Origin of the sequence: Variovorax humicola (assembly GCF_037889915.1) — a bacterium.
Lineage (GTDB): Bacteria > Pseudomonadota > Gammaproteobacteria > Burkholderiales > Burkholderiaceae_C > Variovorax > Variovorax humicola.
In genome coordinates, this window is the sequence record NZ_JBBKZV010000005.1 from 137,965 (window position 1) to 162,819 (window position 24,855).

At 68.2% G+C, this 24,855-nt stretch carries 20 protein-coding genes; all 20 read left to right on the plus strand.

Going from position 1 to position 24,855, the window contains the following annotated elements; all coding sequences use genetic code 11:
- Positions 1-20: 20 nt before the first annotated feature.
- The 20 genes from WKW80_RS11205 to WKW80_RS11300 all read left to right on the plus strand — a co-directional run bounded on the left by WKW80_RS11205 (position 21) and on the right by WKW80_RS11300 (position 24,779).
- Positions 21-1,262, plus strand: a complete 1,242-nt coding sequence (locus tag WKW80_RS11205; RefSeq protein ID WP_340363637.1) for a thiolase family protein — start codon at positions 21-23, stop codon at positions 1,260-1,262.
- Positions 1,263-1,288: 26 nt separating this feature from the next.
- On the plus strand, positions 1,289-2,443 hold the full coding sequence (locus WKW80_RS11210) for an acyl-CoA dehydrogenase family protein (RefSeq protein WP_340363638.1): 1,155 nt from the start codon (positions 1,289-1,291) through the stop codon (positions 2,441-2,443).
- A gap of 19 nt (positions 2,444-2,462) precedes the next feature.
- Complete coding sequence (locus WKW80_RS11215) at positions 2,463-3,647, plus strand: lipid-transfer protein (protein WP_340363639.1); 1,185 nt, start codon at positions 2,463-2,465, stop codon at positions 3,645-3,647.
- A 14-nt stretch (positions 3,648-3,661) separates the two neighbouring features.
- Positions 3,662-4,861 (plus strand): acyl-CoA dehydrogenase family protein, encoded by a 1,200-nt coding sequence (locus WKW80_RS11220; protein WP_340363640.1) that lies wholly within the window; start codon positions 3,662-3,664, stop codon positions 4,859-4,861.
- 12 nt (positions 4,862-4,873) lie between these two features.
- Positions 4,874-6,028, plus strand: coding sequence for an acyl-CoA dehydrogenase family protein (locus WKW80_RS11225; protein ID WP_340363641.1), 1,155 nt, complete (start codon positions 4,874-4,876; stop codon positions 6,026-6,028).
- The gene (locus tag WKW80_RS11230; protein WP_340363642.1) at positions 6,025-7,137 is read left to right on the plus strand and encodes a CaiB/BaiF CoA transferase family protein; all 1,113 of its coding nucleotides are present in this window, start codon (positions 6,025-6,027) and stop codon (positions 7,135-7,137) included. Before WKW80_RS11225 ends, WKW80_RS11230 begins: the two co-directional genes overlap by 4 nt.
- On the plus strand, positions 7,134-7,994 hold the full coding sequence (locus WKW80_RS11235; protein WP_340363643.1) for an SDR family oxidoreductase: 861 nt from the start codon (positions 7,134-7,136) through the stop codon (positions 7,992-7,994). The genes WKW80_RS11230 and WKW80_RS11235 overlap by 4 nt, the downstream gene beginning before the upstream one ends.
- 31 nt (positions 7,995-8,025) lie before the next feature.
- Positions 8,026-9,705, plus strand: a complete 1,680-nt coding sequence (locus tag WKW80_RS11240) for an AMP-binding protein (RefSeq protein ID WP_340363644.1) — start codon at positions 8,026-8,028, stop codon at positions 9,703-9,705.
- A 92-nt stretch (positions 9,706-9,797) separates the two neighbouring features.
- The gene (locus tag WKW80_RS11245; RefSeq protein WP_340363645.1) at positions 9,798-11,768 is read left to right on the plus strand and encodes an alkyl/aryl-sulfatase; all 1,971 of its coding nucleotides are present in this window, start codon (positions 9,798-9,800) and stop codon (positions 11,766-11,768) included.
- A gap of 32 nt (positions 11,769-11,800) precedes the next feature.
- Positions 11,801-12,481 (plus strand): TetR/AcrR family transcriptional regulator, encoded by a 681-nt coding sequence (locus WKW80_RS11250; protein WP_340363646.1) that lies wholly within the window; start codon positions 11,801-11,803, stop codon positions 12,479-12,481.
- A gap of 149 nt (positions 12,482-12,630) precedes the next feature.
- Complete coding sequence (locus WKW80_RS11255) at positions 12,631-14,067, plus strand: hypothetical protein (protein ID WP_340363647.1); 1,437 nt, start codon at positions 12,631-12,633, stop codon at positions 14,065-14,067.
- Between the two features lie 5 nt (positions 14,068-14,072).
- Positions 14,073-15,578 (plus strand): acyl-CoA reductase, encoded by a 1,506-nt coding sequence (locus tag WKW80_RS11260; protein WP_340363648.1) that lies wholly within the window; start codon positions 14,073-14,075, stop codon positions 15,576-15,578.
- 6 nt (positions 15,579-15,584) lie between these two features.
- A complete protein-coding gene (locus WKW80_RS11265) occupies positions 15,585-16,625 on the plus strand; it encodes an NAD(P)-dependent alcohol dehydrogenase (RefSeq protein ID WP_340363649.1) in 1,041 nt (346 codons plus the stop codon).
- A gap of 5 nt (positions 16,626-16,630) precedes the next feature.
- Complete coding sequence (locus WKW80_RS11270; protein ID WP_340363650.1) at positions 16,631-17,413, plus strand: enoyl-CoA hydratase/isomerase family protein; 783 nt, start codon at positions 16,631-16,633, stop codon at positions 17,411-17,413.
- Positions 17,414-17,423: 10 nt separating this feature from the next.
- Positions 17,424-17,567: a hypothetical protein gene (locus tag WKW80_RS11275; protein ID WP_340363651.1), complete on the plus strand. Its 144-nt coding sequence runs from the start codon at positions 17,424-17,426 to the stop codon at positions 17,565-17,567.
- A gap of 18 nt (positions 17,568-17,585) precedes the next feature.
- Positions 17,586-18,968, plus strand: coding sequence for an MFS transporter (locus tag WKW80_RS11280; protein ID WP_340363652.1), 1,383 nt, complete (start codon positions 17,586-17,588; stop codon positions 18,966-18,968).
- Positions 18,969-18,991: 23 nt separating this feature from the next.
- Positions 18,992-20,533, plus strand: a complete 1,542-nt coding sequence (locus tag WKW80_RS11285; RefSeq protein ID WP_340363826.1) for an acetolactate synthase large subunit — start codon at positions 18,992-18,994, stop codon at positions 20,531-20,533.
- A 2-nt stretch (positions 20,534-20,535) separates the two neighbouring features.
- Positions 20,536-21,906 carry an FAD-binding oxidoreductase gene (locus WKW80_RS11290; RefSeq protein ID WP_340363653.1) on the plus strand — a complete coding sequence of 457 codons (1,371 nt, stop codon included), beginning with the start codon at positions 20,536-20,538 and terminating at the stop codon, positions 21,904-21,906.
- Between the two features lie 13 nt (positions 21,907-21,919).
- Positions 21,920-23,593, plus strand: coding sequence for a hypothetical protein (locus tag WKW80_RS11295; protein ID WP_340363654.1), 1,674 nt, complete (start codon positions 21,920-21,922; stop codon positions 23,591-23,593).
- 40 nt (positions 23,594-23,633) lie between these two features.
- A complete protein-coding gene (locus WKW80_RS11300) occupies positions 23,634-24,779 on the plus strand; it encodes an alpha-hydroxy acid oxidase (RefSeq protein ID WP_340363655.1) in 1,146 nt (381 codons plus the stop codon).
- Positions 24,780-24,855 lie beyond the last annotated feature (76 nt).

Consider the following 24,855-nt stretch of genomic DNA (forward strand, 5'->3'; position numbering starts at 1 on the left):
GCAAACAGGACAGACACAGCATGGAAAACATCTACATCGTCGGCGTCGGCATGACCCCCTTCGGCCGCCACATGGACAAGAGCATCAAGCAACTCACCGCCTGGGCGGTGGAGGATGCGCTGAAGGATGCGAATTGCGACCGCAAGCACGTGCAGGCCGCCTTCTTCGGCAACACCACGCAGGGCCACTTCGAGGGCCAGCAGATGATCCGCGGCCAGGTCGCGCTGCTGCCGCTGGGCTTCGACAGCATCCCGATCTTCAACCTGGAAGCGGCCTGCGCCTCCTCCAGCCACGCCTTCAACCTGGCCGTCACGCAGCTGAAGGCGGGCGCCGCCGACGTGGTGCTGGCCGTGGGCGCCGAGAAGATGTACACCAAGGACAAGGCCAAGATGTTCTCGTGCTTCGAGTCGGCATGGGACCTGCAGACCTTCGATGACAACGTCGGCTACCTGAAGGACATGGGCAAGGACATCGTGCCCCCGCCCGGCAGCCAGTCCGACAAGCCCTACAGCCCCTTCATGGACGTCTACGCGGCGCTGGGCCGCGGCTTCATGTCGCGCTACGGCATCACGCAGCGCCAGATCGCGGCCGTGGCGTCCAAGAACCACGGCCACTCGGTGCACAACGAACGCTCGCAGTACCGCATGCCCATGACCATCGAGGAAGTGCTGTCGGCCGCCCCGATCACCTACCCGATCACGCTGCCCATGTGCTCGCCGATTTCCGACGGCGCCTCCGCCGCGATCCTGTGCACCGAATCCGCGCTGAAGAAGTACGGCTTCGACCGCAAGCGCGCCGTCAAGGTGCTGGCCAGCGTGGTGCGCTCGGCTTCGGCCCGTTCCTACGACGACTACGAGAACGGCTGCACCAAGCAGGCCGCGAAGAAGGCCTTCGAAGTGGCCGGCATCGCGCCGAGCGAGATCAACGTGGCCGAGCTGCACGACGCCTCGGCCGTGGGCGAGCTGATGCTGTTCGAAGGCATCGGCCTGGGCGAGGAAGGCATGAGCGGCGTGTGGGCCGAGCGCGGCGAGACCACCATCGGCGGCAAGCTGCCGGTCAACCCCTCGGGCGGCCTGGAATCCAAGGGCCACCCGATCGGCGCCACCGGTCTCGGCCAGATCTTCGAACTCGTCGAGCAGCTGCGCGGCAACTGCGGCCCGCGCCAGGTCGAGGGTGCGCGCTTCGCCCTGCAGGGCAACGGCGGCGGCCTGTGGCGCGTGGAAGAAGCCACCGAGCACATCGCCATCTTCGGCCGCGACTGAGCCCGGCAACCAACAGGAAACACACCATGTACACGATTCAACCCACCGAAGAGCAGCGCGCAGCCGTCGACAGCTTCCGCAAGTTCCTCGAATCCGAAGTGCGCCCTATCGCCAAGGAATACCGCGACCGCCACATCCCCAAGGAAAAGATGCGCGAGATCACGCAGGGCATTGCCGAGTTCGGCCTGCCCGGCGCCAGCCTGCCGGAGGAATTCGGCGGCATGGGCCTGTCGATGGTCACCGAAGGCATGCTGTTCGAGGAGCTGTGCGCCGTCTCGCTCGACATCGGCCTGTGCGTGATGATCAACAAGGGCCTGCCGGCCTTCCTGGCCTCGCTGCCGTCCGAACAGCATCATCTGCGCGACAAGTACCTGGCCGACGTGCTGGCCGGCCGCACCTTCGGCGGGGCCTGCATCAGCGAGCCGGATGTCGGCTCCAATGTTGCCGACATCAAGACCACGGCCAGGCGCGACGGCGACCACTACATCATCAACGGCGAGAAGACCTGGATCTCCAACGGCCACTATTCCGACTGGCTGATCGTCACCGCCCGCACCGGCCCGAATTCGCTGACGCACTTCCTGGTCGACCGCAAGGAGCACGGCTATGAAACGCGCAACATCGACAAGATCGCGCTGAACGGCCAGTCCACCGCGCAGGTGTTCTTCACCGATTGCCGCGTGCCGGCCAGCAACATCCTGTGGGCGGAAGGCGAGGCGCTGAAGAACACGATGAAGATCTTCGAGAAGGCGCGTGCCAACGTCGGCATGCTGTCGGTGGGCATTGCGCGGGCCTCGCTGGAGTGCTCCATCGCCTATTCGAAGGAACGCAAGCAGTTCGGCAAGCCGATCGCGGCGCACCAGCTGATCGCCGCCAAGATCGCCGAGATGGCGACCAAGGTCGACGCGGCGCGCCTGATGTGCTTCCGCGCCTTCTCGATGATGGACGACGGCATCCGCTGCGACGTGCAATCCTCGATGGCCAAGTGGTTCGCCACCGAGATGGCGGTCAAGGTGTGCCGCGATGCCGTGCAGATCCATGGCGGCAATGGCCTCACCAAGGAATTCGATGTCGAGCGCCTGGCGCGCGAAGCCATCGTGATCCCGATCCCCGACGGCACCACCGAGATCCAGAAGCTGATGATCTCGCGCGCGCTCACCGGCATCGGCGCCTTCGTCTGAACCAAAAGGAAGGAAATCCATGACGCAGAAGATCGTCGTCGCCGGGGTCGGCATGATCCCGTTCAAGAAGCCGGGCGCCAGCGAGACCTACCCGGTGATGGGTGCCCAGGCCGTGCGCCTGGCGCTGGCCGACGCCCGCGTCGGCTACGAGTCCATCGAGCAGGCGTATGCGAGCTACATCTACGGCGATTCGATCTGCGGCCAGCGCGTGCTCTACGACGTCGGCATGACCGGCATCCCGATCATCAACGTCAACAACAACTGCTCGAGCGGCTCCACCGCGCTCTACCTGGCGCGCCAGGCGATCGCCAGTGGCGAAGTCGACATCGTGCTGGCGGTGGGCTTCGAGCAGATGAACCCGGGCGCGCTGGGCTCGAACTTCGCGGACCGGCCGAACCCGACCGAGCGCTTCATGCACGAGGTCGATGCGCTGCTCGGCGGCAAGGACGGGATCCCGCCCGCGTTGCGCATCTTCGGCGGCGGCGGGCTCGAGCACATGCGTCGCTTCGGCACGCCGATGGAAACCTTCGCCAAGATCCGCGCGAAGGCCAGCCGCCATGCGGCCAACAACCCGATGTCGGTGTTCCGCAAGATCGTGACGCCTGAAGAGGTGATGGCCGACCAGGTCGTGTGGCCCGGCGTCATGACCCGCCTGATGGCCTGCCCGCCGACCTGCGGCGCCGCGGCCGTCGTCCTGTGCAGCGAGGCTTATGCGAAGAAGCACGGCCTGGACACGCGCGTCTGGATCGCCGCGCAAGCCCTGACCACCGACGGCGCCGAGACCTTCCAGTCGGGCGACATGCGCGACCTGGCCGGCTACAGCATGTCGCGCGCAGCCGCCAACAAGGTGTACGAGGCGGCCGGCATCAGCGCCGAGGACGTCGACGTGGTGGAGCTGCACGATTGCTTCGCCCACAACGAACTGATGACCTACGAGGCGCTGGGCCTGTGCCCCGAGGGCGGTGCGCAGAAGTTCGTGGACGATGGCGACAACACCTACGGCGGCCGCTTTGTCGTCAATCCGTCGGGCGGGCTGCTGTCCAAGGGCCATCCGATCGGTGCCACGGGTCTTGCGCAATGCACGGAGCTGGTGCAGCAACTGCGCGGCAATGCGCAAGAGCGCCAGGTCAGCGGCGCGCGCGTCGCACTGCAGCACAACGTCGGCATCGGCGGTGCGGCGGTCGTCACCATGTACCGCAACTGAGGCAACACGAGCGTATGCATTTCCATACCGATCCCGGCCTCGAGGTTTTCCGCCAGGAGGTCCGGCAGTTTCTCGCGCAGCACCTGCCGCCGGAGCTTCGCGGCCGCCCGCGCAGCACGCGCTCTCCGGTGCCGGAAGTGACGCGCTGGCAGCGCATTCTCAACGGGCGGGGCTGGGGCGCCCCCTACTGGGCCAAGGAGCACGGCGGCACCGGCTGGTCGGTGCAGCAGATCCTGGTGTTCGACGAGGAATGCGCGGCCGTCGGCACGCCGAGCCTGGACGGCTTCGTGCACAAGCTGCTCGGCCCGGTGCTCAACGAGTTCGCGACGCCGCAGCAGAAGAGCCAGCACATGGCGGCGGTGCTCAACGGCGAGCGGCTGTGGTGCCAGGGCTTTTCCGAGCCCGGCTCGGGCTCCGACCTGGCCTCGCTGCGCACGCGTGCCGAGCGCGACGGCGACCACTACGTGGTCAACGGCCAGAAGATCTGGACCAGCTATGCGCACGAGTCCGACTGGATCTTCCTGCTGGTGCGCACCGACGGCAGCGTGAAGAAGCAGGCCGGCATCAGCTTCCTGCTGGTGGACATGAAGACGCCCGGCATCACGGTGCGGCCGATCCGCAGCATCGACGACTGCCACCACCTGAACGAGACCTTCTTCGACAACGTGCGCGTGCCGGTGGACAACCGCATCGGCGAGGAAGGCGCGGGCTGGAGCATCACCAAGTTCCTGCTCAACAACGAGCACGCGACCACCGCGGAACTGCCGGCGCTCAAGGGCTATCTGCGCCGGTTGCGCGAGCTGGCCGCCGCACAGCGCGTCGGCCGCGAGTGGCTGGGCGAGCGGCCGGAGTTCGCGCTGCGGGTGGCGCGCATCGAGGCCGAGCTGCAGGCCATCGGGATGATGACGCAGCGCGTCGCCGCGCTGGAACAGGTGCACGACCCGGCCGCGCTCCCCCTGGGCTCGATGCTCAAGGTCCGCGGCACCGAGCTGCAGCAGCGCATCACCGAATGCCTGGTCGAGGCGCTGGGCGACTACGGCGCGGTGGCCTATGCGCACCCGCACGACCCGCTGCCGGACGGGCCGCAGTGGCCGCAGCAGGATGTCGCGCGCGGCATCGCCAACGACATGTTCTTCCGCCGCGCTTCGACCATCTACGGCGGCAGCAGCGAAGTGCAGCGCGGGATCGTCTCGAAGCTGCTCTTCCAACTTTGACAGGCACTGGCCATGGATTTCAAACTGGATTCGGAGCAGCAACTGTTGCAGGACAGCGTGCGCCGCTTCATCGACAAGGCCTATGGCTTCGAGGCGCGCGCTGCCATGCTGAAGGCGCGCGAGGAAGGCCGCCACTGGCTGACCTTCGCCGACAACGGCTGGCTGGCCGCGGCACTGCCCGAGGCATTCGGCGGGCTCGGCGGGACGCTGGTCGACACCGCCATCATCGCGCATGAGTTCGGCCGCGGCCTGGTGATCGAGCCCTGGCTCGGCTGCGCCGTGCTGGCCGCGCAGACGCTCGTGGCCGGCGGCAGCGCGGCGCAGCAGGAACAACTGCTGCCGTTGCTGTCCGATGGCAGCCGGCGCATCGCGCTGGCCTACAGCGAGCCGCAGTCGCGCGGCATGCCGGGGCCGGTGGCCCTGCAGGCGCAGCCGGTGGGCGGCGGCCATGTGCTGAGCGGCCGCAAGTCGCTGGTGCTTGGCGCACGCGACGCCGACGCCTTCATCGTCTCGGCGCGCGCCTCGAACAAGTCTGCGACCTCCGACGACATCACGCTGCTGCTGGTCGATGCCGACAGTGCAGGCCTGCAACGGCAGGCACTGCCCCTGCACGATGGAAGCTGGGCCGAGGAACTGGTCTTCCGGGATGTGCACGTCGGCGCCGACGCGGTGCTCGGCATGCCCGGGCAGGGGCGTGCGGCGCTTCAGGCCGGGCTTGCGCATGCCACCGTCGCGCTGTGCGCGGAACTGGTGGGCGTGATGGAGAAGGCCATCGAAGTCACGGCCGACTACCTCAAGGCACGCCAGCAGTTCGGCGTGCCCATCGGCAGCTTCCAGGTCTTGCAACACCGCATGGCCGACATGGCGGGCGAGATGGAGCTCGCCCGCTCGATGCTGTTCGCGGCGCTGGCGGCGGTCGAGAATGACGATGCCGGAACGCAGCAGAAGACGCTGTCGGCCGCCAAGGCCCTGGTCGGGCGCGCGGCCAGGACGGTGTGCGGCCAGGCCATCCAGCTGCACGGCGGCATCGGCATGACCGAGGAGTACCTCATCGGCCACTACTTCAAGCGCGCCGTGGTGGCCGACCTGCTGCTGGGCAGCAGCGAACGGCACGAGGCGGCCTGTGCCGCCGCCCTGGAATTCATCGAACCGGCAGGATGGATATGACAGCCAATCAAAAGGGCCCGCTCGCCGGGCTGCGGATCCTCGAAATCTACGGCATCGGTCCCGTGCCCTTCTGCGGCATGCTGCTGGCCGACCTGGGCGCCGACGTGGTGCTGGTCGACCGCGCCGAGTCGAACCCGGAGAACCTGGACCTCGGCAAGCACACGGTGGTGAACCGCGGCAAGCGCTCCATCGCGCTGGACCTCAAGAATCCGCAGGACGTCGAGACGCTGCTGGGCCTGGTCGAGCACTGCGACGCCTTGATGGAGGGCATGCGCCCCGGGGTCATGGAGCGCCTGGGGCTCGGCCCCGATGTGTGCCTGGCACGCAACCCCCGGCTCGTGTACGGCCGCATGACCGGCTGGGGCCAGAGCGGCCCGCTCGCGCATGCCGCCGGGCACGACATCAACTACCTGGCCCTCTCGGGCGCACTCTGGTATTCGGGCCAGCCGGGCGAGGCGCCGATGACGCCGCCCAGCCTCCTGGGCGATGTCGGCGGCGGTTCGATGTACCTGGCGATCGGCCTGCTGGCCGCGGTGATGAGCGCGCGCGCCACGGGCCTGGGGCAGGTGGTCGATGCGGCCATCGTCGACGGCAGCGCGAACATGATGAACCTGCTGATGGGCCTGAAGTCGGCCGGGCAGTTCAGCAACGAACGCGGCCAGAGCATCCTCGATGGCCCGCACTGGTACCGCACTTACCGCTGCGCGGACGGCCACTTCATCACGGTCGGCGCGCTGGAGCCGAAGTTCCATCGCCTGCTGATCGACAAGCTGGGCCTGGCAGGCGATCCGGACTACGCGAAGCCGCACGACAGCGCGCGCTGGCCGCAGTTGCACGAGAAGTTCAGGGCGCTCTTCGCGAGCCGCACGCGCGACGAGTGGTGCGCGCTGCTCGAAGGCAGCGATGCCTGCTTCGCACCGGTGCTCGATCCCGACGAGGCGGCCCGCCATCCGCACATGGCGGCGCGCGAGGTCTACGGCACCATCGACGGCGTGCTGCAGGCCAACCCGGCACCGCGCTTCTCGCGCACGCCGGGGCAAGCGGGCAGCGTGCCGCGGCGCGGTGAGCACCAGCAGGCCGTGCTCGCAGACTGGGCGAAGGCGCGATGAGCTATCGCTCGATCTTCCGGCCGGGGCTGTTCGATGGTCGCGTGTATATCGTGACCGGCGGCGGCAGCGGCATCGGCCGCTGCACCGCGCACGAACTGGCCTCGCTGGGCGCGCAGGTCGCCATCGTCGGCCGAGACCCCGGCAAGCTGGCGCGCGTGGCGGCCGAGATCGCCGCCGAGGGGCATCGCGCGTCGACCTACGCCTGCGACATCCGCGACGAGCCCTCGGTGATCGCGACCGTCGAGGCGGTGCTGGCCGCGCATGGCCGCATCGACGGCCTGGTCAACAACGCGGGCGGGCAGTATTTCTCGCCGCTCAAGGACATCACGACCAAGGGCTTCGAGGCGGTGGTGCGCAGCAACCTCACCGGCGGCTTCATCTTCATGCGCGAGGTGTACGCGCGCTGGATGGAGCACCACGGCGGCGCCATCGTCAACATCACCGCCGACATGTGGAACGGACTGCCGGGCGTCGCCCATTCGGGTGCCGCGCGCGCGGCGATGACTTCGCTGACCGAAACCGCGGCCTGCGAATGGTCCGGCGCGGGCGTGCGCGTGAACAGCGTGGCGCCGGGCCTGATCGCTTCCAGCGGCTTCGACAACTACACCGGCGAGGTCGCGCGCGATATCCTGGGCTATGTGCGCGCCATCCCGGCGCAGCGCTTCGGCAACGTCGCCGAGGTCGCTGCGGCCATCGCGTTCCTGCTGTCGCCGGCGAGTGCCTTCATCAATGGCACCTGCCTTCGCGTGGACGGCGCAGCTCCCAATGCACGCCGTTCCTGGCCGCTGCAAGCGCATTCGCGCAGCGAGCCCTTCAACGGTTTCCACCTCGACTCGCTGCCGCAACTGCTGAAGTAGGCAGCGCCACCCGATCAAAAGAAAGAGACAAATGCACGACTCCACCTCCGCCACCCTGCTGCATCGCTTCCTGCATTGGGAACAGGCTCAGCCCGATGCCATCTACATGACCGAGCCCCGTCCGGACGGCAGCGTGGTCGACTACACCTGGCGCGAGGTCGGCGACCAGGCCCGGCGCATGGCCGCCTACCTGAAGTCGCTCGACCTGCCGCCGGCCAGCAACATCGCGATCCTCGGCAAGAACAGCGCGCACTGGCTGATGGCCGACCTGGCGATCTGGATGGCCGGGCATGTCTCGGTGCCGCTGTATCCCACGCTGAGCGTCGATACCGCGCGCTACATCTTCGAGCACTGCAACACGCGGCTGGTCTTCGTCGGCAAGCTCGATGTCAAGACGGAAGGCTGGAACGAACTGCGCAAGGCCGTGTCGGCGGACCTGCCGGTCGTGGCCTTGCCGATGTCGCCGGCGACCGAGGCGCCGCAGTGGGAGTCCATCACTGAAAGCATCCAGCCCCTGCGGGACGTCCATCTCCCTGCGCCGGCCGACCTGGCCACCATCATGTACACCTCGGGCACCACCGGAAAGCCCAAGGGCGTCATGCACAGCTTCGGCGGCATGATGACCTATGCGTTGGGCGCCGGCGAGTTCTGCGGCACGAACACCCAGGACCGCGTGCTGTCCTACCTGCCGCTCGCGCACGCCGCCGAGCGCACCTTCATCGAAGCCAACTCGCTGTGCCACGGCACGCACGTGTTCTTCAACGACAGCCTGGAGACCTTCACGCAGGACCTGCTGCGCGCACGGCCCACGCTGTTCATCTCGATGCCGCGGTTGTGGACCAAGTTCTATGGCGCCGTCTGCGCCAAGCTGCCGCAAAGCGCGCAGGCCCTGCTGCTGGAGCCGTCGGAGGCGTCGGCCGCATTGAAGAAGCAGGTGCTCGGGATGCTGGGGCTGGACGCGGTCCGCATGGCGTTCACCGGCTCCGCGCCGCTGCCGGTCGACATCGTGGCCTGGTACCGCAACCTCGGCCTGGAGCTGCTGGATGCCTATGGCATGACGGAGGACTTTGCCTGGTCGCACTACGCGCGTCCCGGCGAGGTTCGCGTCGGCTACAGCGGCACGCCGCTGCCCGGGGTGGAACGCCGCATCGACAGCACCGGCGAGATCCTGATCAAGACGCCGACGCGCATGATGGGCTACTACAAGCAGCCCGAGTTGACCGCCGAAAGCATGACCGCGGATGGCTTCTTCCGCACCGGGGACCGCGGGGAAGTGGATGAGCAGGGCCGGCTGAAGATCACCGGCCGGGTCAAGGAGCTGTTCAAGACCAGCAAGGGCAAGTACGTGGCGCCCGCGCCGATCGAGAACAAGTTGACGCACCCGAAGCTGGAGGCCGTCTGCGTGACCGGGCCCGGCCATCCGCAGCCCTTCGCGTTGATGCTGCTGCTGCCCGATGCGCACAAGGAGCTCGAGGATGCGAGAGGGCAGGGCGCACTGGGCGCGGAACTCGAAGACCTGCTGGAGCACGTGAACGCCACCCTGGAGTCCCACGAGCAGCTGAGCCATGCGGTGGTGGTGAAGGACCGCTGGTCCGTCGACAACGGCTTCCTGACGCCGACGCTGAAGATCCGGCGCAATGCCATCGAGGAGGTCTACCTTCCGCGCGCACAGGGCTGGGCCGACCTCGGCCGCAAGCTCATCGTGGAGTAAGGCGGCCACCAGAACCGTGGCACTCGGCCCCGCGTCGAGATCCTCAGTGGGCCATGGCCTTCTCCCATGGCGCACGCCGCGCCCAGAAACATATGAACCGCCTCCCTCTCCTCGCCTTCCTGGCCTTCGCCATCGCGGCCGGCGCGCACGCGGCCGATGACGGCCCGGCGCCGGCCAGCCGCCCCGCCAGCGAGTTCACGGCCAGCCGGAACGCTGCCGTCCTGAACGAACTTCCCTTCGCCGATCGCGCCGACTACGAGGCCGCCAGGCGCGGCTTGGTCGCCCCCTTCGAGGGGCAGGTCAGGAGCGCCGACGGCAAGGTCATCTGGAACACCGGCGCCTATGACTTCCTGCGCCAGGACAAGGCGCCCGATTCGGTGAATCCGAGCCTGTGGCGGCTGGCGCAACTCAACGCGAATGCGGGCATCTTCAAGGTCACCGACCGCGTCTACCAGGCGCGCGGCATGGACCTGGCCAACATGACGATCATCGAAGGCGACGCCGGCCTGATCGTGATCGATCCGCTGACCGTCGCCGAGTCGGCGCGTGCGGCCATCGACCTCTACTACCAGAACCGGCCCCGCAAGCCCGTCGTGGCGGTGATCTACACGCACAGCCATGCGGACCATTTCGGCGGCGTGCGCGGCGTCGTCGACGAAGCCGATGTCAAGGCCGGCAAGGTGAAGATCTACGCGCCCGCCGGCTTCATGGCGCACGCGATCAGCGAGAACGTGTTCGCCGGCACGGCGATGCTGCGGCGCGGGCAGTACCAGGGCGGAGCGCTGGTGCCGCCCAACGCGCGCGGCCATGTCGACACCGGCCTGGGCAAGACCGCGCCGCGCGGCGGCGTGATGACATTGATTGCGCCGACCCGACTGATCGAAAAGGCCTTCGAGAGGCACGTCATCGCCGGCATCGAGATCGAGTTCCAGCTCACGCCCGACACCGAGGCGCCGTCGGAGATGAACCTCTATCTGCCCAGGCAGCGCGCGCTGTGCATGGCCGAGAACGCGACGCGGATGATGCACAACATCCTCACGCCGCGCGGCGCACTGGTGCGCGATGCCAAGGCCTGGTCGAAGTACCTGGACGACAGCCTGGTGCGCTACGGCGACAAGGCGGAAGTTCTGTTCGCCCAGCACAGCTGGCCGACCTGGGGCGGCGAGGCCATCCGCACCCTGCTGGCCGACCAGCGCGACATGTACGCCTTCATCAACGACCGCACCCTGCACCTGATGAACCAGGGGCTGACCGCGACCGAGATCTCCGAGGCCATCCAGCGGCTGCCGGGCGAGCTGGACAAGAAGTGGCACACCCGCGGCTACTACGGTTCGCTCAGCTTCAACGTGCGCGCGGTGTACCAGCGCTACCTCGGTTTCTACGACGGCAATCCGGCCAACCTCGACCCGCTGTCGCCGACCGAATCGGGCAAGCGCCATGTCGAGGCGCTCGGCGGTGCCGGCAAGGTGCTCGAGCAGATGGACGCCGCGATGAAGAAGGGCGACTACCGCTGGGCCGCGCAGCTGGGCAATCACCTCGTGTTCGCCGAGCCCGGCAACCAGGCCGCGCGCAATGCGCAGGCCGATGCGCTCGAACAACTGGGCTACCAGAGCGAGGCGGCCACCTGGCGCAACATGTACCTGGAGGGTGCACAGGAATTGCGCCACGGCGTGCCCGACTTCCCGGGGTGGGCCACCGAAGACGTCGTCAAGGCCGCCACGCCCGACATGTTCTTCGACCTGATGGCGGTGCGCCTCGATTCGGACAAGGCGCAGGGCCACGACATGACGCTGAACTGGACCTTCGACGACCTCCACAAGCCCTTCGCGCTGACCCTGCGCAATGGCGTGCTCACGCACCGCGCGGGCGCGCGGCATGCCAGGGCCGACGTGTCGGTGCGCATGAGCAAGGCCACGCTCGATCGCATCAGCCTGCGCCAGACCGATTTCCGCAGCGCCATCGAGCGCGGCGAGATCCGCCTCGAGGGCGAAGCCGGCAAGTTCGGCGAACTGCTGGGCTTGTTGTCCACCTTCAAGCTGATGTTCAATGTGGTCACGCCCTGAGGCTTGACGGACCCTGGTCCGAAGGAGAGCCGATGTCCAGCCGCAACCGCACCAAGGCGGCAGGCCCTGACGTTCTCCACGTCGAGGTGCCGGCCAGCCCGCGCAAGAAGCCGCGCCAGGCGCGTTCCGTCGTGCTGGTGGACGCGCTGAAGAAGGCCGGCTGGGAGATCCTCGAGAAGGAAGGGCGCGAGGCCTTGCAGGTGCAGTGGCTGTCCGAGCGCTCGGGCGTGGCGGTCAGCTCGATCTACGAGTACTTCCCGACCATGGATTCGCTGATCGCGGCGATCTTCGAGGACTACCGCACCGGCTTGCGGCAGGAAGTGCTCGGGAAGATCAATGCCTTGCCGCCGCAGGCGCGGCTGTTCGACGGCATCGTGCTGGCGCTCGAAAACGGCTTGGGTGCCTTGCATCGGTGGTCGAAGCTCGACTCCAAGTTGAGCATGCAGGCGGCCTATTTCGACGAATTGGTCCGGCTCGACCTGGTAAAGCCCAGGAATTTCTGGACCGCCTTTCTCATTCCGGCGCTGGTCGCGCGATTTCCCGATGAAGTCAAGGTGCGAGATCCCGAGAAAGCCGGATTTCTCGCGCACCAGATGGTGCTGGCGCTGCCGCGCGCCGTGATGCTCGAACGGCCGGAATACCTGGCCCAGGCGGACACCTGCCTGCTAATTGCAAGCGCCGTGCATGCGCTCTTGACGACGAACCCGGAATGACCCCGGAATTGCCTCTCGAAGTTGTCATTTTCTCCTTTTGAATCAATCACTTGAGCGCTTCCTGCAGGGACCCGAATCCGGAGCGGGAAAAGCGCCTCGCCACCCTACACTGACTACCAATCTCAGTGAATCGGAGTGGCGAATCAAAAATGTCTGTTGCAGAAATATCCCTCGAAGAAAAAGCGCAATTGCTGTTGAATGACCCGGCGGAATTGGCCGGTCAATCGCACCATGCCTGGAGCCATTTGCCGCGCGACGAAGTCGACGCCATGCAATTGGTCGCACTGAAAGAGCGCTTCGCGCAATTGCGCGACCGAATTCCGGTCTTGAAGAAGCTGGCCGACGGCGAAGGCGTCGAGCAGATCGACAGCGTCGACGACGTGGTGCCGCTGCTGTTCGAGCACACGGTCTACAAGTCCTACCCGCCGTCGCTGCTGGAGAAGCGCAACTTCGCCCAGATCAACCGCTGGCTGAGCCGGCTGGTGACGCCCGAGATCGCGCAGGCCATCGCCGCGGTCGACACCAGCGGCTGCCAGGGCCTGGACGACTGGTTCAACACCATGGACCAGGCGCTGCCGCAGATGCGCCTGAGCCACACCTCGGGCACCTCGGGGCTGCTCTCGTTCCTGCCGCATGCGGTGCGCGAGTGGGAGAAGGTGCTGCAGGTGCGCCGCCTGTTCGCCTGGAACTTGGACGGGCCGCAGTCGTCCCGGCCGGAACTGCACGCGGCCTTCCCGTACTTCCGCAACGGCTACCTGAGCCACCTGCGCGGCGCCGACGTGCTGGCCGAGACCCTGCTGCCCAGCGACGCGCATTTCCATGCCGCCTACCCGGCGACGCTGAGCAGCGACGTGCTGCACCTGGGCGCGCGCATCCGCGCCGCGCGATCGAAGGGCACGCTGGACAGGCTCGACATCCCGCCCGCGCTGATGGAGAAGAAGAAGGCATTCGACCAGTTGCAAGCCGACATGCCGCAGCACCTTGCCGCCTTCTTCGAGCGCATGGTGAGCGAACTGGGCGGCCAGCGCGTCTACATCTCGGCCACCTGGACGCTGCTGCACAACATGGCGCAGGCCGGCCTGGCGCGCGGCCTGGAGGGCGTGTTCGCCGCCGACTCCTACCTCAGCACCACCGGCGGCGCCAAGGGCGTGCCGCAGCCCCCGGGCTGGAAGCAGGACCTGCTGCGCTTCACCGGCGCCAAGCGCCTCATCGAGGCCTACTCGATGTCTGAAGTGCTGGCCTCGCACATGCAGTGCGAGCACGGCCACTTCCATTTCGAGCCGACCACCATCCCCTACCTGCTCGACCCCGAGTCCAGCAAGCCGCTGCCGCGCAGCGGGCGCGTCACCGGCCGCGCGGCCTTCTTCGACCTGGGCGCCGAAACGCGCTGGGGCGGCTTCATCACGGGTGACCAGGTCACCGTCGAATGGGACGTGCCATGCCCCTGCGGCCGGCCGAGCCGCTACATCGTGGGCCCGATCGAGCGCTACAGCGAACTGAACGGCGGCGACGACAAGATCACCTGCGCCGCCACCGAGGACTCGCACCGCGAGGCCATGGATTTCCTGAACAACCTGGAGGGCTGAAGCCCATGACCACGAAACCCATCGCGCCGATGATCATCCGCGGCGAGGTCATCACCGACCACCTGATCGAAGTGGGAGGCCGCGGCGGCGACCTGGCCTTCCTCACGCCCGACGCGCACCGCTATGTCGACCGCATGCCGCTCGGGCATCCGGCCCGGCTGGCCGACCTGTACAAGCTGTCGTTCGACGACATCCTCGACTATGCGGAAGCGCTGGGCCGCCAACTCGACCTGGCGAGCAACCGGCACCTGCAGGAAGCCTGCGAGCTCTCCTACCTCACCGCGCCGACCACGCCCTCGCTGGTCAAGGCCAGCTACATGGGCCTGTCGCGCATGCTGGAACGCGGCGCGATCGTCGAGGCGGTGGAGTCGACCGTCGGCATCCAGCACCTCGAGGGCTGGGTGCCGCAACGCCTGCGCGACGGCACCGAACTGGAGGTGCGCTGCTTCGGCGCGCGCACGCTGCACATCGTGGCCGGCAACGCGCCGGGCCTGTCGCTGCTGACCATCCTTCGCAACATGGTGCTGCGCAGCGACGCCATCATCAAGGCGCCCTCCAACGACCCGTTCACCGCGCTGGCCATCGCCCGCACCATGATCGACATGGCGCCCGAGCATCCGCTCACCAGGCACCTGAGCGTGGCCTACTGGAAGGGCGGCGACACGGCGTTCGAGCAGCGCCTGTACCAGCCGCAGAACATCGAGAAGATCGTCGCCTGGGGCGGCTTCGCATCGCTGAAGCACGTGACGCAGTACGTCCAGCCCGGGCTCGAGCTGATCTCGCTCGACCCCAAGCGCAGCGCCAGCATCATCGGCCGCGAGACCTTCGCGAGCGAGGCCGGGATGCGCGAGGCCGCGATCCGCCTGGCCAGCGACATCGGCGCGCTCAACCAGAAGGGTTGCGTGTGCGCGCGCGTCATCTATGCGCAAAGCGGCACCGATGCCCAAGGCATCGAGCAGCTCAACACCTTCGGCCGCTACGTCTACGAAGCGCTCGGCCAGTTGCCCGACAGCCTCAGCACCGCGCCCAAGCGCTACGACCCGGGGCTCAAGGCCCACGTCGACGCGCTGCGCCTGGACGACGAGTGGTACCGCGTGATCGGCGGCAAGGACGGGGAGGGCGCCATCATCGTCTCGCAGATCGCCGAGCCGGTGTCCTTCTCCACGCTGCTCGACGACCGCACCGCCAACCTGGTCCCCATCGACAGCCTCGACGACGTGATGGACGCCGTGGACGCCTACACGCAGACCGTCGGCGTCTACCCCGAGAGCCTGAAGAACGAGTTGAAGAACGTGCTGCCGCTGCATGGCGCGCAGCGCATCGTCTCGCTCGGCTACGCCGCCGCCATGAAGTGGGCCGGCCCGCAGGACGCGATCGAGCCGCTGCGCCGCATGGGCAAGTGGATCTGCAACCAGATCGCCTCGCCCGAAACCACGCCCGCCCCCTGGCTGCGCCCCGCTGTCCCCAGCGCCGTGCAAGCCGCCAACGAACCCTCCATCCAGGAAGCCTGAACTCCCATGACCGCCTTCACCGCCTATTGCGCCTGCGACGCGCACGCCCCGCTGGTGCCCCGCCTGTTCGAGCGCCGCGAATTGCGCGCCGACGATGTCGCCATTGCCATCCACTACTGCGGCGTCTGCCATTCCGATGCGCACCAGATCCACAACGACTGGAACAACACCGTCTACCCCTGCGTGCCGGGCCACGAGATCGTCGGCCGCGTCACCGCCGTCGGCCCGGAGGTCACGCGCTACAAGGTGGGCGACCGCGTCGCGGTCGGCTGCCTGGTCGACAGCTGCCAGCAATGCGCGCCCTGCGCCGACGGCCAGGAGCAGCACTGCCAACAGGGGCCGACCGCCACCTACAACGGCAAGGACCGCATCACCGGCGAGACCACCTACGGCGGCTATGCCGAGCGCATCGTGGTGCGCGAGAAATTCGTGCTGCGCGTGCCCGACGCGCTTGACCCGCGCTACGCCGCGCCGCTGCTGTGCGCCGGCATCACCGTGTGGACGCCGATGCGCCAGCACGGCGTGGGCAAGGGCTCGAAGGTGGCGGTGATCGGCCTGGGCGGGCTCGGCCACCTGGGCGTCAAGCTGGCGGTCGCGCTTGGTGCCGAGGTCACGGTTATCACCACCTCGGCGTCCAAGGCCGAGGACGCGCGCACGCTCGGCGCGCACCACGTGCTGCTGTCGACCGACGCCAAGGCGATGCTGGCCGCGATGAACGGCTTCGACTTCATCCTCGACACCATCCCGACGCGGCACAACGTCAACCCCTACCTGATGCTGCTGGGACGCCAGGGCGCGATGGTGGTGGTCGGCGCGATCGAACTGCTGGAGCCGGTGCATGGCGCCCTGCTGATGCGCAACAACCGCTCGCTCGCCGGCTCGCTGATCGGCGGCATCGCGGACACGCAGGAGCTGCTGGACTTCTGCGCCGAGCACCAGGTGCTGCCGCGCTGCGAAATGATCGCCATGCCCGAGATCAACACGGCCATCACGCGCATGCTCGCCAACGACGTGAAGTACCGCTTCGTGATCGACATGGCCAAGTGATGCACGTGCCGGCCTCGCGAATGGAATACCGCTACCTGCTGCTCGACGTGGCCGACAAGGTCGCCACCGTCACGATCAACCGCCCCGACAAGGGCAACGCGCTGGCGCCCGACGTGCTGGAGGAGGCCGCGTCGATGTTCAGCGCGCTGGGCAGGCGCGAGGACGTGCATGCGATCGTCTTCACCGGCGGCGAGAAGTACTTTTCGGCGGGCTTCGACCTGAATGAGATCCGCAAGCTGGAGAAGGCCTCGAACGAGGCCTATACGGCGCTCTTCCACCGCGCCTATCGGGCCGTGCTGTTCTGTCCGCAACCGGTGATCTGCGCCGTCGGCGGCCCGGCGATCGCGGGCGGCTTCGACCTGACGATGATGTGCGACATCCGCTATGCCTCGACGCGTGCGAAGTTCGGACAGCGCGAGATCGTCCTCGCGCTCACGCCCATCATGGACCCGCTGTGGCGCATCGTCGGCCTGGGCCGCGCGAAGGAAGTCGCGCTCACCGGCCGCATCTACAACGCGCAGGAAGCCGAGCGCATGGGCTATGTCAGCCAGGTGTTCCCCGAAGGCGAGCTTCTTGCCTCGGTCGAAAAAATCGCCCGCGCGATGGCCGCCAGCGACCGCACCGCGCTGGTCGAGACCAAGCGCCTGTCGAACCAGCTGCTCAACCACGACCTCGACGGCGCGATGCGCGTGCAGGAGTGGCTGTTCCGCAGCTTCATCGGCTCCGAGGAAAACCATCAACGCATCGATGCGCTGCAGGCCCAGCTGGCCGCCGCGCGCAGGAAGTGAGCAGGCCGGCATGAACGTATTGATCGTCTTCGCCCACCACGAACCGCAGTCCTTCAACGCTTCCATGAAGAACGTGACCGAGGGCGGGGTGCATGGCGAGATCGAGGACATGCTGCGTCCCAAGCCGTCCGCCGCAGGCCAACCGACCCATTGAAAGAAACGGAGACATCCCGTGGACAACGACAAACCAGCTTCCGCCGATCTGGCAGGCACGCTTCGCAGGGTGATCTGGCGGCTGATGCCCTTCCTGCTGCTCGCCATGATGGTCAACGCGATCGATCGCCTGAACATCTCCTTCGCCAAGCTGCGCATGGTGCAGGACATTGCACTGAGCGACGCCGCCTACGGCGTGGGTGCCGGCGTGTTCTACCTTGGCTACATCCTCTTCGAGATTCCCAGCAACCTGTACATGCAGCGCGTGGGCGCCCGCGCGACGCTGACGCGGATCATGGTGGTGTGGGGGCTGGTCACGGTGGCGACGGCCTTCGTCACCACCCCGAGCCAGCTGATCGCCGCGCGCTTCTTCCTCGGCATCGCCGAGGCCGGCTTCCTTCCAGGGGTGATGCTGTACCTGACCTACTGGTTTCCCGCCGCGCTGCGCGGCCGCATCGTCGCGGTGTTCCTGATCTCCGGCGTGTGCGCGGGCATCGTCTGCGGCCCGCTGGCCGGCGTGATCATGTCTCATCTGCACGGCTGGTGGGGGCTGCGCGACTGGCAGATGCTGTTCCTTCTCACCGGCGGGCCGGCGGTGCTGCTCGGGGTGTTCGGCTGGTATTGGCTGGACGACAGGCCGGGCGACGCCGGGTGGCTGGACGCCGCGCAAAAGCAGGCCATCGCCATCGCGCTGGCAGCCGGGCCGGGCGACGGCCCGGCGCGCCACGGCGGCTTTCTGCAGGCGCTGCGCGATCCGCGGATGTACCTCGCCGGGCTGGTGTATTTCTGCATCTACAGCGGCTCGAACACGGTGTCCTACTGGATGCCGACGCTGATCCGCGGCCTCGGCCTGGAGGACATGAAGTCCATCGGCATGGTGAGCAGCCTGCCCTATGCCGGTGCGGTTGCCGGCATGTACCTGCTGGGCCGCAGCTCGGACCGCCACATGGAGCGGCGCTGGCACCTGGCGCTGACCATGGCGACCAGCGCCGGAAGCTTCCTCCTGCTTGGCCTGGTGCAGGGACAGATGCTGCTGTCGGTGCTGCTCATGAGCGTCGGCGCCGCAGCCGCGCTGTCGGCGGTGTCGCTGTTCTGGACCATGCCCCCGGCGCTGCTCGGCCCGGCCGCGGCAGCCGGCGGCATCGCCGTGATCAGCAGCATGGGCAACCTGGCCGGCGTGTTCAGCCAGGTCATGGTCGGCGCGATCAAGACCTCCTCGGGCAGCCTGTACCTGGCCTTCGACGTGATCGGCGCCGTGTTGCTGCTCGGCGCGCTGGTGCTGCTGGTCGGCATCCCCGCACGCGCCCTGCACGAACGCCGACCCGGCGGCCCCTCGACCCGTCACGAACCGGCGGCCATGGCGGGCACCGTCACCGTCCCATCAACGCAGACAAGTCCATGACCATGCGCGAGAACACTGCCCCCATGAACGGTGCCGAGAGCCTGGTGAAGACGCTGCTGGCCTGCGGCGTCGACACCTGCTTCGCCAACCCGGGCACGAGCGAGATGCACTTCGTCGCCGCGCTCGACCGCATCCCCGGCATGCGCTGCGTGCTGGGCCTGTTCGAAGGCGTGGTCACCGGTGCCGCGGACGGCTACGCGCGCATGGCCGGCAAGCCGGCCGCCACGCTGCTGCATTGCGGCCCGGGCCTGGCCAACGGCCTGGCCAACCTGCACAACGCCTACCGCGCCAACACGCCGATGGTGAACATCGTCGGCGACCAGTCCACCGACCACCGCCCCCTCGATGCGCCGCTCACCGCCGACACCGAGGGCTGGGCGCGCCCGGTCTCGGTGTGGACGCGCACGGTCACGCAGGCCGCCTCCGTGGGCGCCGCCGTGGCCGCCGCTGTCCAGGCCGCGCGTGCTGCGCCCGGCGGCGTGGCCAGCCTGATCTTGCCCTCCGACGTGTGCTGGAACCCCGGTGGTGAAGTGGCCGCGCCGCTGGCGCCCATCCCGGTGCCTAGGGTTTCGCCCACCGCGGTGCAGCAGGCCACGCGCGTGCTGCGCAGTGGCGAGCCGACGCTGATCCTGCTGGCCGGCAGCGCGCTCGGCGAGGCCGCGCTGAGCCACGCCCATCGCATCGCCGCGGCGACGGGCGCGCGCCTGATGTCGACGACCTTCAATGCCCGCGTCGCGCGGGGGCGCGGGCGCTTTCACGTCGACCGTCTGCCCTATGTCGGCAAGGTGGCGCGCGACACGCTGGCGGGCATTCGCCACCTGGTGCTGGTCGGCACGGCGGCGCCGGCCACTTTCTTCGCCTATCCGGGCCAGTCCTCGCGCCCTTATCCGGAGGACGCCGTGGTCCATGTGCTGGCGCGTCCCGAGGAGGATCTGGGCGAGGCCCTGGCGCACTTGTGCGATGCGCTCGATGCGCCACCCGTGCAGGTGCCCGCTGCCCCGGCGCAGTCGCAGGAGGTCGGGCGCGGCGCGCTGAGCTCGGAGTCGGTGGCACAGGTGCTCGGCGCGTTGCTGCCCGAGCAGGCCATCGTGGTGGACGAGGCCGCCACCTTCGGCCGCGCCTTCTATCCCGGCACCCGGCATGCCGCGCCGCACGACTGGCTCAACCTGACGGGCGGCGCCATCGGCAGCGGCCTGCCGCTCGCGCTCGGCGCCGCCGTCGCCTCGCCGGGGCGGCGCGTGGTCGCGCTGCAGGCCGACGGCTCCGGCATGTACACGTTGCAGGCGCTGTGGAGCATGGCGCGCGAAAGGCTCGACGTCACCATCGTGGTGCTGGCCAATCGCAAATATGCGGTGTTGCTGCATGAACTGGCCAACGTGGGAGCCACGCCGGGCAAGACCGCGCTCGACATGCTGGATCTCGGCAACCCGGACCTGGACTGGGTCCGGCTCGCCAACGGCATGGGCGTGGAAGCGGCGCGCGCGGACGATGTGGAAGGCTTCGCCGACCTGTTCGCCATGGCCAACCGGCGCAGCGGCCCCTTCCTGATCGAACTGGTGGTCTGAGCATGGGGTCCTTCGTTGAGACGCTGCGCGGCATCGTCGGCCCCGCTGGCGTGCTGGAAGGCGACGCACTGCAGGCGCGGCTGGCCGGCAAGCCGCAGCAGCAGGCCCGCTGGCTGGTGCGGCCTGCCGATACCGCCGAGGTGAGCCAGGTGCTCGCCGCCTGCCATGCCGCAGGGGTGGCCGTGGTACCCCAAGGCGGCCTGACTGGCCTGGTGCACGCCACCGATACCCGACCCGACGAGCTGATTCTTTCGCTCGAACGCATGCAACAGCTGAGCGTGGACACGACCCAGCGGGTGCTGGTGGCGCAGGCCGGTGTCTTGCTCGAAAGCGCCCAGGCCGCGGCCGTGGCCGCTGGCCTCATGGTGCCAGTGGACCTGGGCGCGCGCGGCAGCGCCACGCTCGGCGGCATGGTCGCCACCAATGCCGGCGGCAACAGCGTGATCCGCTACGGGATGATGCGCGAGAACCTGCGCGGCCTGGAGGTGGTGCTGGCCGACGGCACCGTGCTGGACATGACGAACCAGCTCGTCAAGAACAACAGCGGGTACGACCTCAAGCACCTGTTCATCGGCTCCGAAGGCACGCTGGGCGTGGTCACCCGCGTCGTGCTGCGCCTGTGCGAGCCGCCGGCGGGTCGCGGCACGGCCCTGCTCGCGCTGCCCGGCTTCGATGCGGTCGCCCCGCTGCTGCGCCGGCTCGACCAGGCCCTGGACGGCACGCTCTCGGCCTTCGAAGTGATGTGGCAGGACTTCTACCGCACCGTGACCACGCCGCCCGCGCTGACCCGCCCGCCCCTGGCGCACGACCATCCGCTGTACGTGCTGGTCGAATGCGGCACGGCCGATGGCACCGAGCGCCTGTGCGAGATCCTCGCGGCGGCGATGGAGGAGGGGACGGTGGCCGATGCCACCATCGCCCAGAGCGAGCGCGAAGCCAAGGCGCTGTGGGCGATGCGCGATGACGTGGCGCAGTTGCGCCGCAGCGGCCCGCTGGTCGCCTACGACATCTCCCTGCGGCTGGCCGACACCGGCCCCTACATCGAGGATCTGCGTGGCGCGATCGGGCGGCGCTGGCCCGGGGCCCGCGTCTGGGCCTTCGGCCATCTGGGCGATGGCAACGTCCACGTGGCCGTGCATGTGCCGCAGCTGGACGCCGCCGGTCGCAGCGAACTCGATGGCCTCGTCTACACCCCGTTGCAGGCGCTGCGCGGCGCGGTGTCGGCCGAGCATGGCATCGGCCTGGAAAAGAAGGCATGGTTGGCAATTTCGCGCACCCCGGCCGAGTTCGCGCTGATGCGCACGCTCAAGCAAAGCCTCGACCCGCGCGGCGTACTCAACCCGGGGCGTGTGTTCGACACACCTTTGATCTGAGAGACGACGACAAATGAAAACCTCACCCACCCGTGTACCGGGCGCTGCGCCGCGGTCCGCTGCTGCGGCGGATCCGGCCCGTCGGGAATTTCTCGAAGCGGGCCTGGGCGCCGCCGCCCTCGGCCTGCTCGGCTTGCCGTTCGGCGCGGCGGCCCAATCCGGCACGCCCTGGGGCGCGGGCCAGGTGGTTCACATCATTCCGACGGCGAACCATGAGCGCTTCCTGATCAAGGCGTCGTTCAAGGCGCCCCTGGGCAGCGCCCCGCGCCTGCTGGTCGATGGCAAGCCCCACGAGGGCGTGCAAACCGATCCGCAGGGACGCTTCTGGCGCTTCGACGTGGCGGCGTTGAAGCCTGCGACGCCCTACCAGTTGCGCATCGTCGATCGGCGCGGCGCGGCGCTGTGCGACGCCTGGCCGCTGAAGACCTTCCCGGCGCCCGACACCGCGGCGCAGCGCCTTCGCATCCTGGCCTACACCTGTGCCGGCGGCTACGACGGCCCACCGCTGCGCGGCAAGACGCTGTTCCTGGACATGGCGGCGCGGCGGCGGCTGCTGGCGCGCGGCATGTCGTTCCAGCCGGACGTCGTCATCGCGAATGGCGACCACATCTACCACGACATCGAGACGGGCCTCGCCAAGCCGGCCTTCAAGCGCTACATGCAGGAGGTCGTGTGGCCGAAGTTCGGCGGCGCGCTGGATACCCGCGTGCCGATGCTCCATCCGAGGAACCTGCCCATCTTCCTGAACGTCTGCGACTACCAGATCTGCGCCCTGTACGGCACCACCTTGCGCTCGACACCGTCCTTCTTCCTGACGGACGACCACGACGCGTTCGAGAACGACGAGTTCGACGAGCAGCTCGCGACCCTGCCGCCCGACACCTACGGCACGCTGGGCGCCGAACAGACGCAGCACCTGTACTACCCCGAGTTCCTGCCCGACCGCAATCGCCCCGAATGGCTGCCGGGCGGCGACAAGGCCGGCGCGCCGGCCGGCACCAACATCTGCTTCGGCACCCTGCGCTATGGCACGCTGCTGGAAGCCGTGCTCTACGACTGCCGGCGCTACCTCGACAGCAAGGGCATCCAAGCCAAGGTGCTGCCGCAGTGGGTGGAAGACTGGCTGATCGCGCGAACCCGCGCCGAAGACACCGACCAGTTCCTGCACGTGCCCTCGCTGCCCTTCGGCTACTCCTCCGGCAAGCTCGGCGACTGGTATCCCGACCTGCTCGACAACGCCGCCGGCAAGCTCACCCTGGACAAGTCAAAGCCAGGCTGGCAGAGCGGCTGGTTCGACCAGCACCAGCGCCTGATCGAAGCCCTCGGAGCCCAGACCCGCCGCAGCGCGGCCATCGTCCAGGGAGACTTCCATGCCAGCGCCGCCGCCAGCGTGACGCGCTCCGGCGACCTGAAGCTCGCGCAGCCGGTGCACATGGTGCTGACCGGCACGCTGGGCAGCGGTGACCTGGCCTTCCCGTCGTCGGTGCGCAGCGTCGAGTCCACGCCCTCGCACCTGGTGGAGATGGCGCAAAGCCTGGCGCCGACGGAGAAGAACGGCTTCACCATCATCGACGTGACGCCTGACAAGCTGAGCTTCACGATGTTCACCTGGCGCCCGCCACAGGCCGTGGCCGAGATCGATTCGATGGCGCCGGCCCTGGTCTACGAAGTGCCGCGCAAGGCCTGAACGAGCCTGCCGGCCACAAGCACACGACAAGGAAACACGGATGCCCACCATCACCGACATCGAGGACCTGCGCCTGCTGGCCAGGCAGCGCGTGCCGCGCATGTTCTATGACTACGTCGATTCCGGCTCCTGGTCGGAATCGACCTACCGCGCCAACAGCAGCGACTTTGCCCGCCTCAAGTTTCGCCAGCGGGTCGCGGTCAACCTGGAGAACCGCACGCTGAAGACCACCATGGCCGGCCAGGCGGTCGCCATGCCGGTGGCCTTGGCGCCCACCGGCATGACCGGCATGCAGCATGCGGACGGCGAGATCCTGGCGGCCCGCGCGGCGGAGAAATTCGGTGTGCCCTTCACGCTCTCGACCATGAGCATCTGCTCGATCGAGGACATCGCCGCGCACACGCGCCAGCCCTTCTGGTTCCAGCTCTACATGATGCGCGACCGCGACTTCATCCGCCGCCTGATCGAGCGCGCCAAGGCAGCGGCCTGTCCGGCACTGGTGCTGACGCTCGACCTGCAGGTGATCGGCCAGCGCCACAAGGACCTGAAGAACGGCTTGTCGACGCCGCCGAAGATGACGCTGCCCAAGATCGCCAACCTGATGACCAAGCCGCGCTGGTGCCTGGGCATGCTGGGCACGCAGCGCCGCGGCTTCGGCAACCTGATCGGCCATGCGAAGGAGGCGACCGACATGGCGTCGCTGTCCGGCTGGGTGGCACGCCAGTTCGACCCGACCTTGAGCTGGGACGATGTCGCATGGATCCGCAGGCAATGGGGTGGCAAGCTGATCATCAAGGGCATCCTGGACGCCGAAGATGCGCGGCTGGCCGTGAACAGCGGTGCGGATGCGCTGATCGTCTCCAACCATGGCGGCCGCCAGCTCGACGGCGCACCGTCCTCGATCGCCGCCTTGCCGGCGATCGCCGAGGCGGTCGGCGACAGGATCGAAGTCCACATGGACGGCGGCGTGCGCTCGGGGCAGGACGTGGCCAAGGCGCTGGCGCTGGGTGCCAAGGGCGTGTACCTCGGCCGCGCCTTCCTCTACGGCCTGGGCGCGATGGGCGAGGCCGGTGTCGGAAAGTGCCTGGAGCTGATCCACAAGGAGCTGGACCTGACGCTGGCCTTCTGCGGCATCACCGATGTGCAACACATCGATCGGCGCATCCTGCTGCCGGCAAGCTCTTGACACGCATCGCCGCTGCGGTTTCAGCGGGGCCGTTTCCAGCAGCGGGGCACGCGGCGCTCCCCCCTCCAGTGAAGGG

Coding starts and splice junctions, on each gene's coding strand:
- WKW80_RS11205 (WP_340363637.1), top strand. CDS start 21: ATGGAAAACATCTACATCGTCGGCGTCGGCATGACCCCCTTCGGCCGC.
- WKW80_RS11210 (WP_340363638.1), top strand. CDS start 1,289: ATGTACACGATTCAACCCACCGAAGAGCAGCGCGCAGCCGTCGACAGC.
- WKW80_RS11215 (WP_340363639.1), top strand. CDS start 2,463: ATGACGCAGAAGATCGTCGTCGCCGGGGTCGGCATGATCCCGTTCAAG.
- WKW80_RS11220 (WP_340363640.1), top strand. CDS start 3,662: ATGCATTTCCATACCGATCCCGGCCTCGAGGTTTTCCGCCAGGAGGTC.
- WKW80_RS11225 (WP_340363641.1), top strand. CDS start 4,874: ATGGATTTCAAACTGGATTCGGAGCAGCAACTGTTGCAGGACAGCGTG.
- WKW80_RS11230 (WP_340363642.1), top strand. CDS start 6,025: ATGACAGCCAATCAAAAGGGCCCGCTCGCCGGGCTGCGGATCCTCGAA.
- WKW80_RS11235 (WP_340363643.1), top strand. CDS start 7,134: ATGAGCTATCGCTCGATCTTCCGGCCGGGGCTGTTCGATGGTCGCGTG.
- WKW80_RS11240 (WP_340363644.1), top strand. CDS start 8,026: ATGCACGACTCCACCTCCGCCACCCTGCTGCATCGCTTCCTGCATTGG.
- WKW80_RS11245 (WP_340363645.1), top strand. CDS start 9,798: ATGAACCGCCTCCCTCTCCTCGCCTTCCTGGCCTTCGCCATCGCGGCC.
- WKW80_RS11250 (WP_340363646.1), top strand. CDS start 11,801: ATGTCCAGCCGCAACCGCACCAAGGCGGCAGGCCCTGACGTTCTCCAC.
- WKW80_RS11255 (WP_340363647.1), top strand. CDS start 12,631: ATGTCTGTTGCAGAAATATCCCTCGAAGAAAAAGCGCAATTGCTGTTG.
- WKW80_RS11260 (WP_340363648.1), top strand. CDS start 14,073: ATGACCACGAAACCCATCGCGCCGATGATCATCCGCGGCGAGGTCATC.
- WKW80_RS11265 (WP_340363649.1), top strand. CDS start 15,585: ATGACCGCCTTCACCGCCTATTGCGCCTGCGACGCGCACGCCCCGCTG.
- WKW80_RS11275 (WP_340363651.1), top strand. CDS start 17,424: ATGAACGTATTGATCGTCTTCGCCCACCACGAACCGCAGTCCTTCAAC.
- WKW80_RS11285 (WP_340363826.1), top strand. CDS start 18,992: ATGAACGGTGCCGAGAGCCTGGTGAAGACGCTGCTGGCCTGCGGCGTC.
- WKW80_RS11290 (WP_340363653.1), top strand. CDS start 20,536: ATGGGGTCCTTCGTTGAGACGCTGCGCGGCATCGTCGGCCCCGCTGGC.
- WKW80_RS11295 (WP_340363654.1), top strand. CDS start 21,920: ATGAAAACCTCACCCACCCGTGTACCGGGCGCTGCGCCGCGGTCCGCT.
- WKW80_RS11300 (WP_340363655.1), top strand. CDS start 23,634: ATGCCCACCATCACCGACATCGAGGACCTGCGCCTGCTGGCCAGGCAG.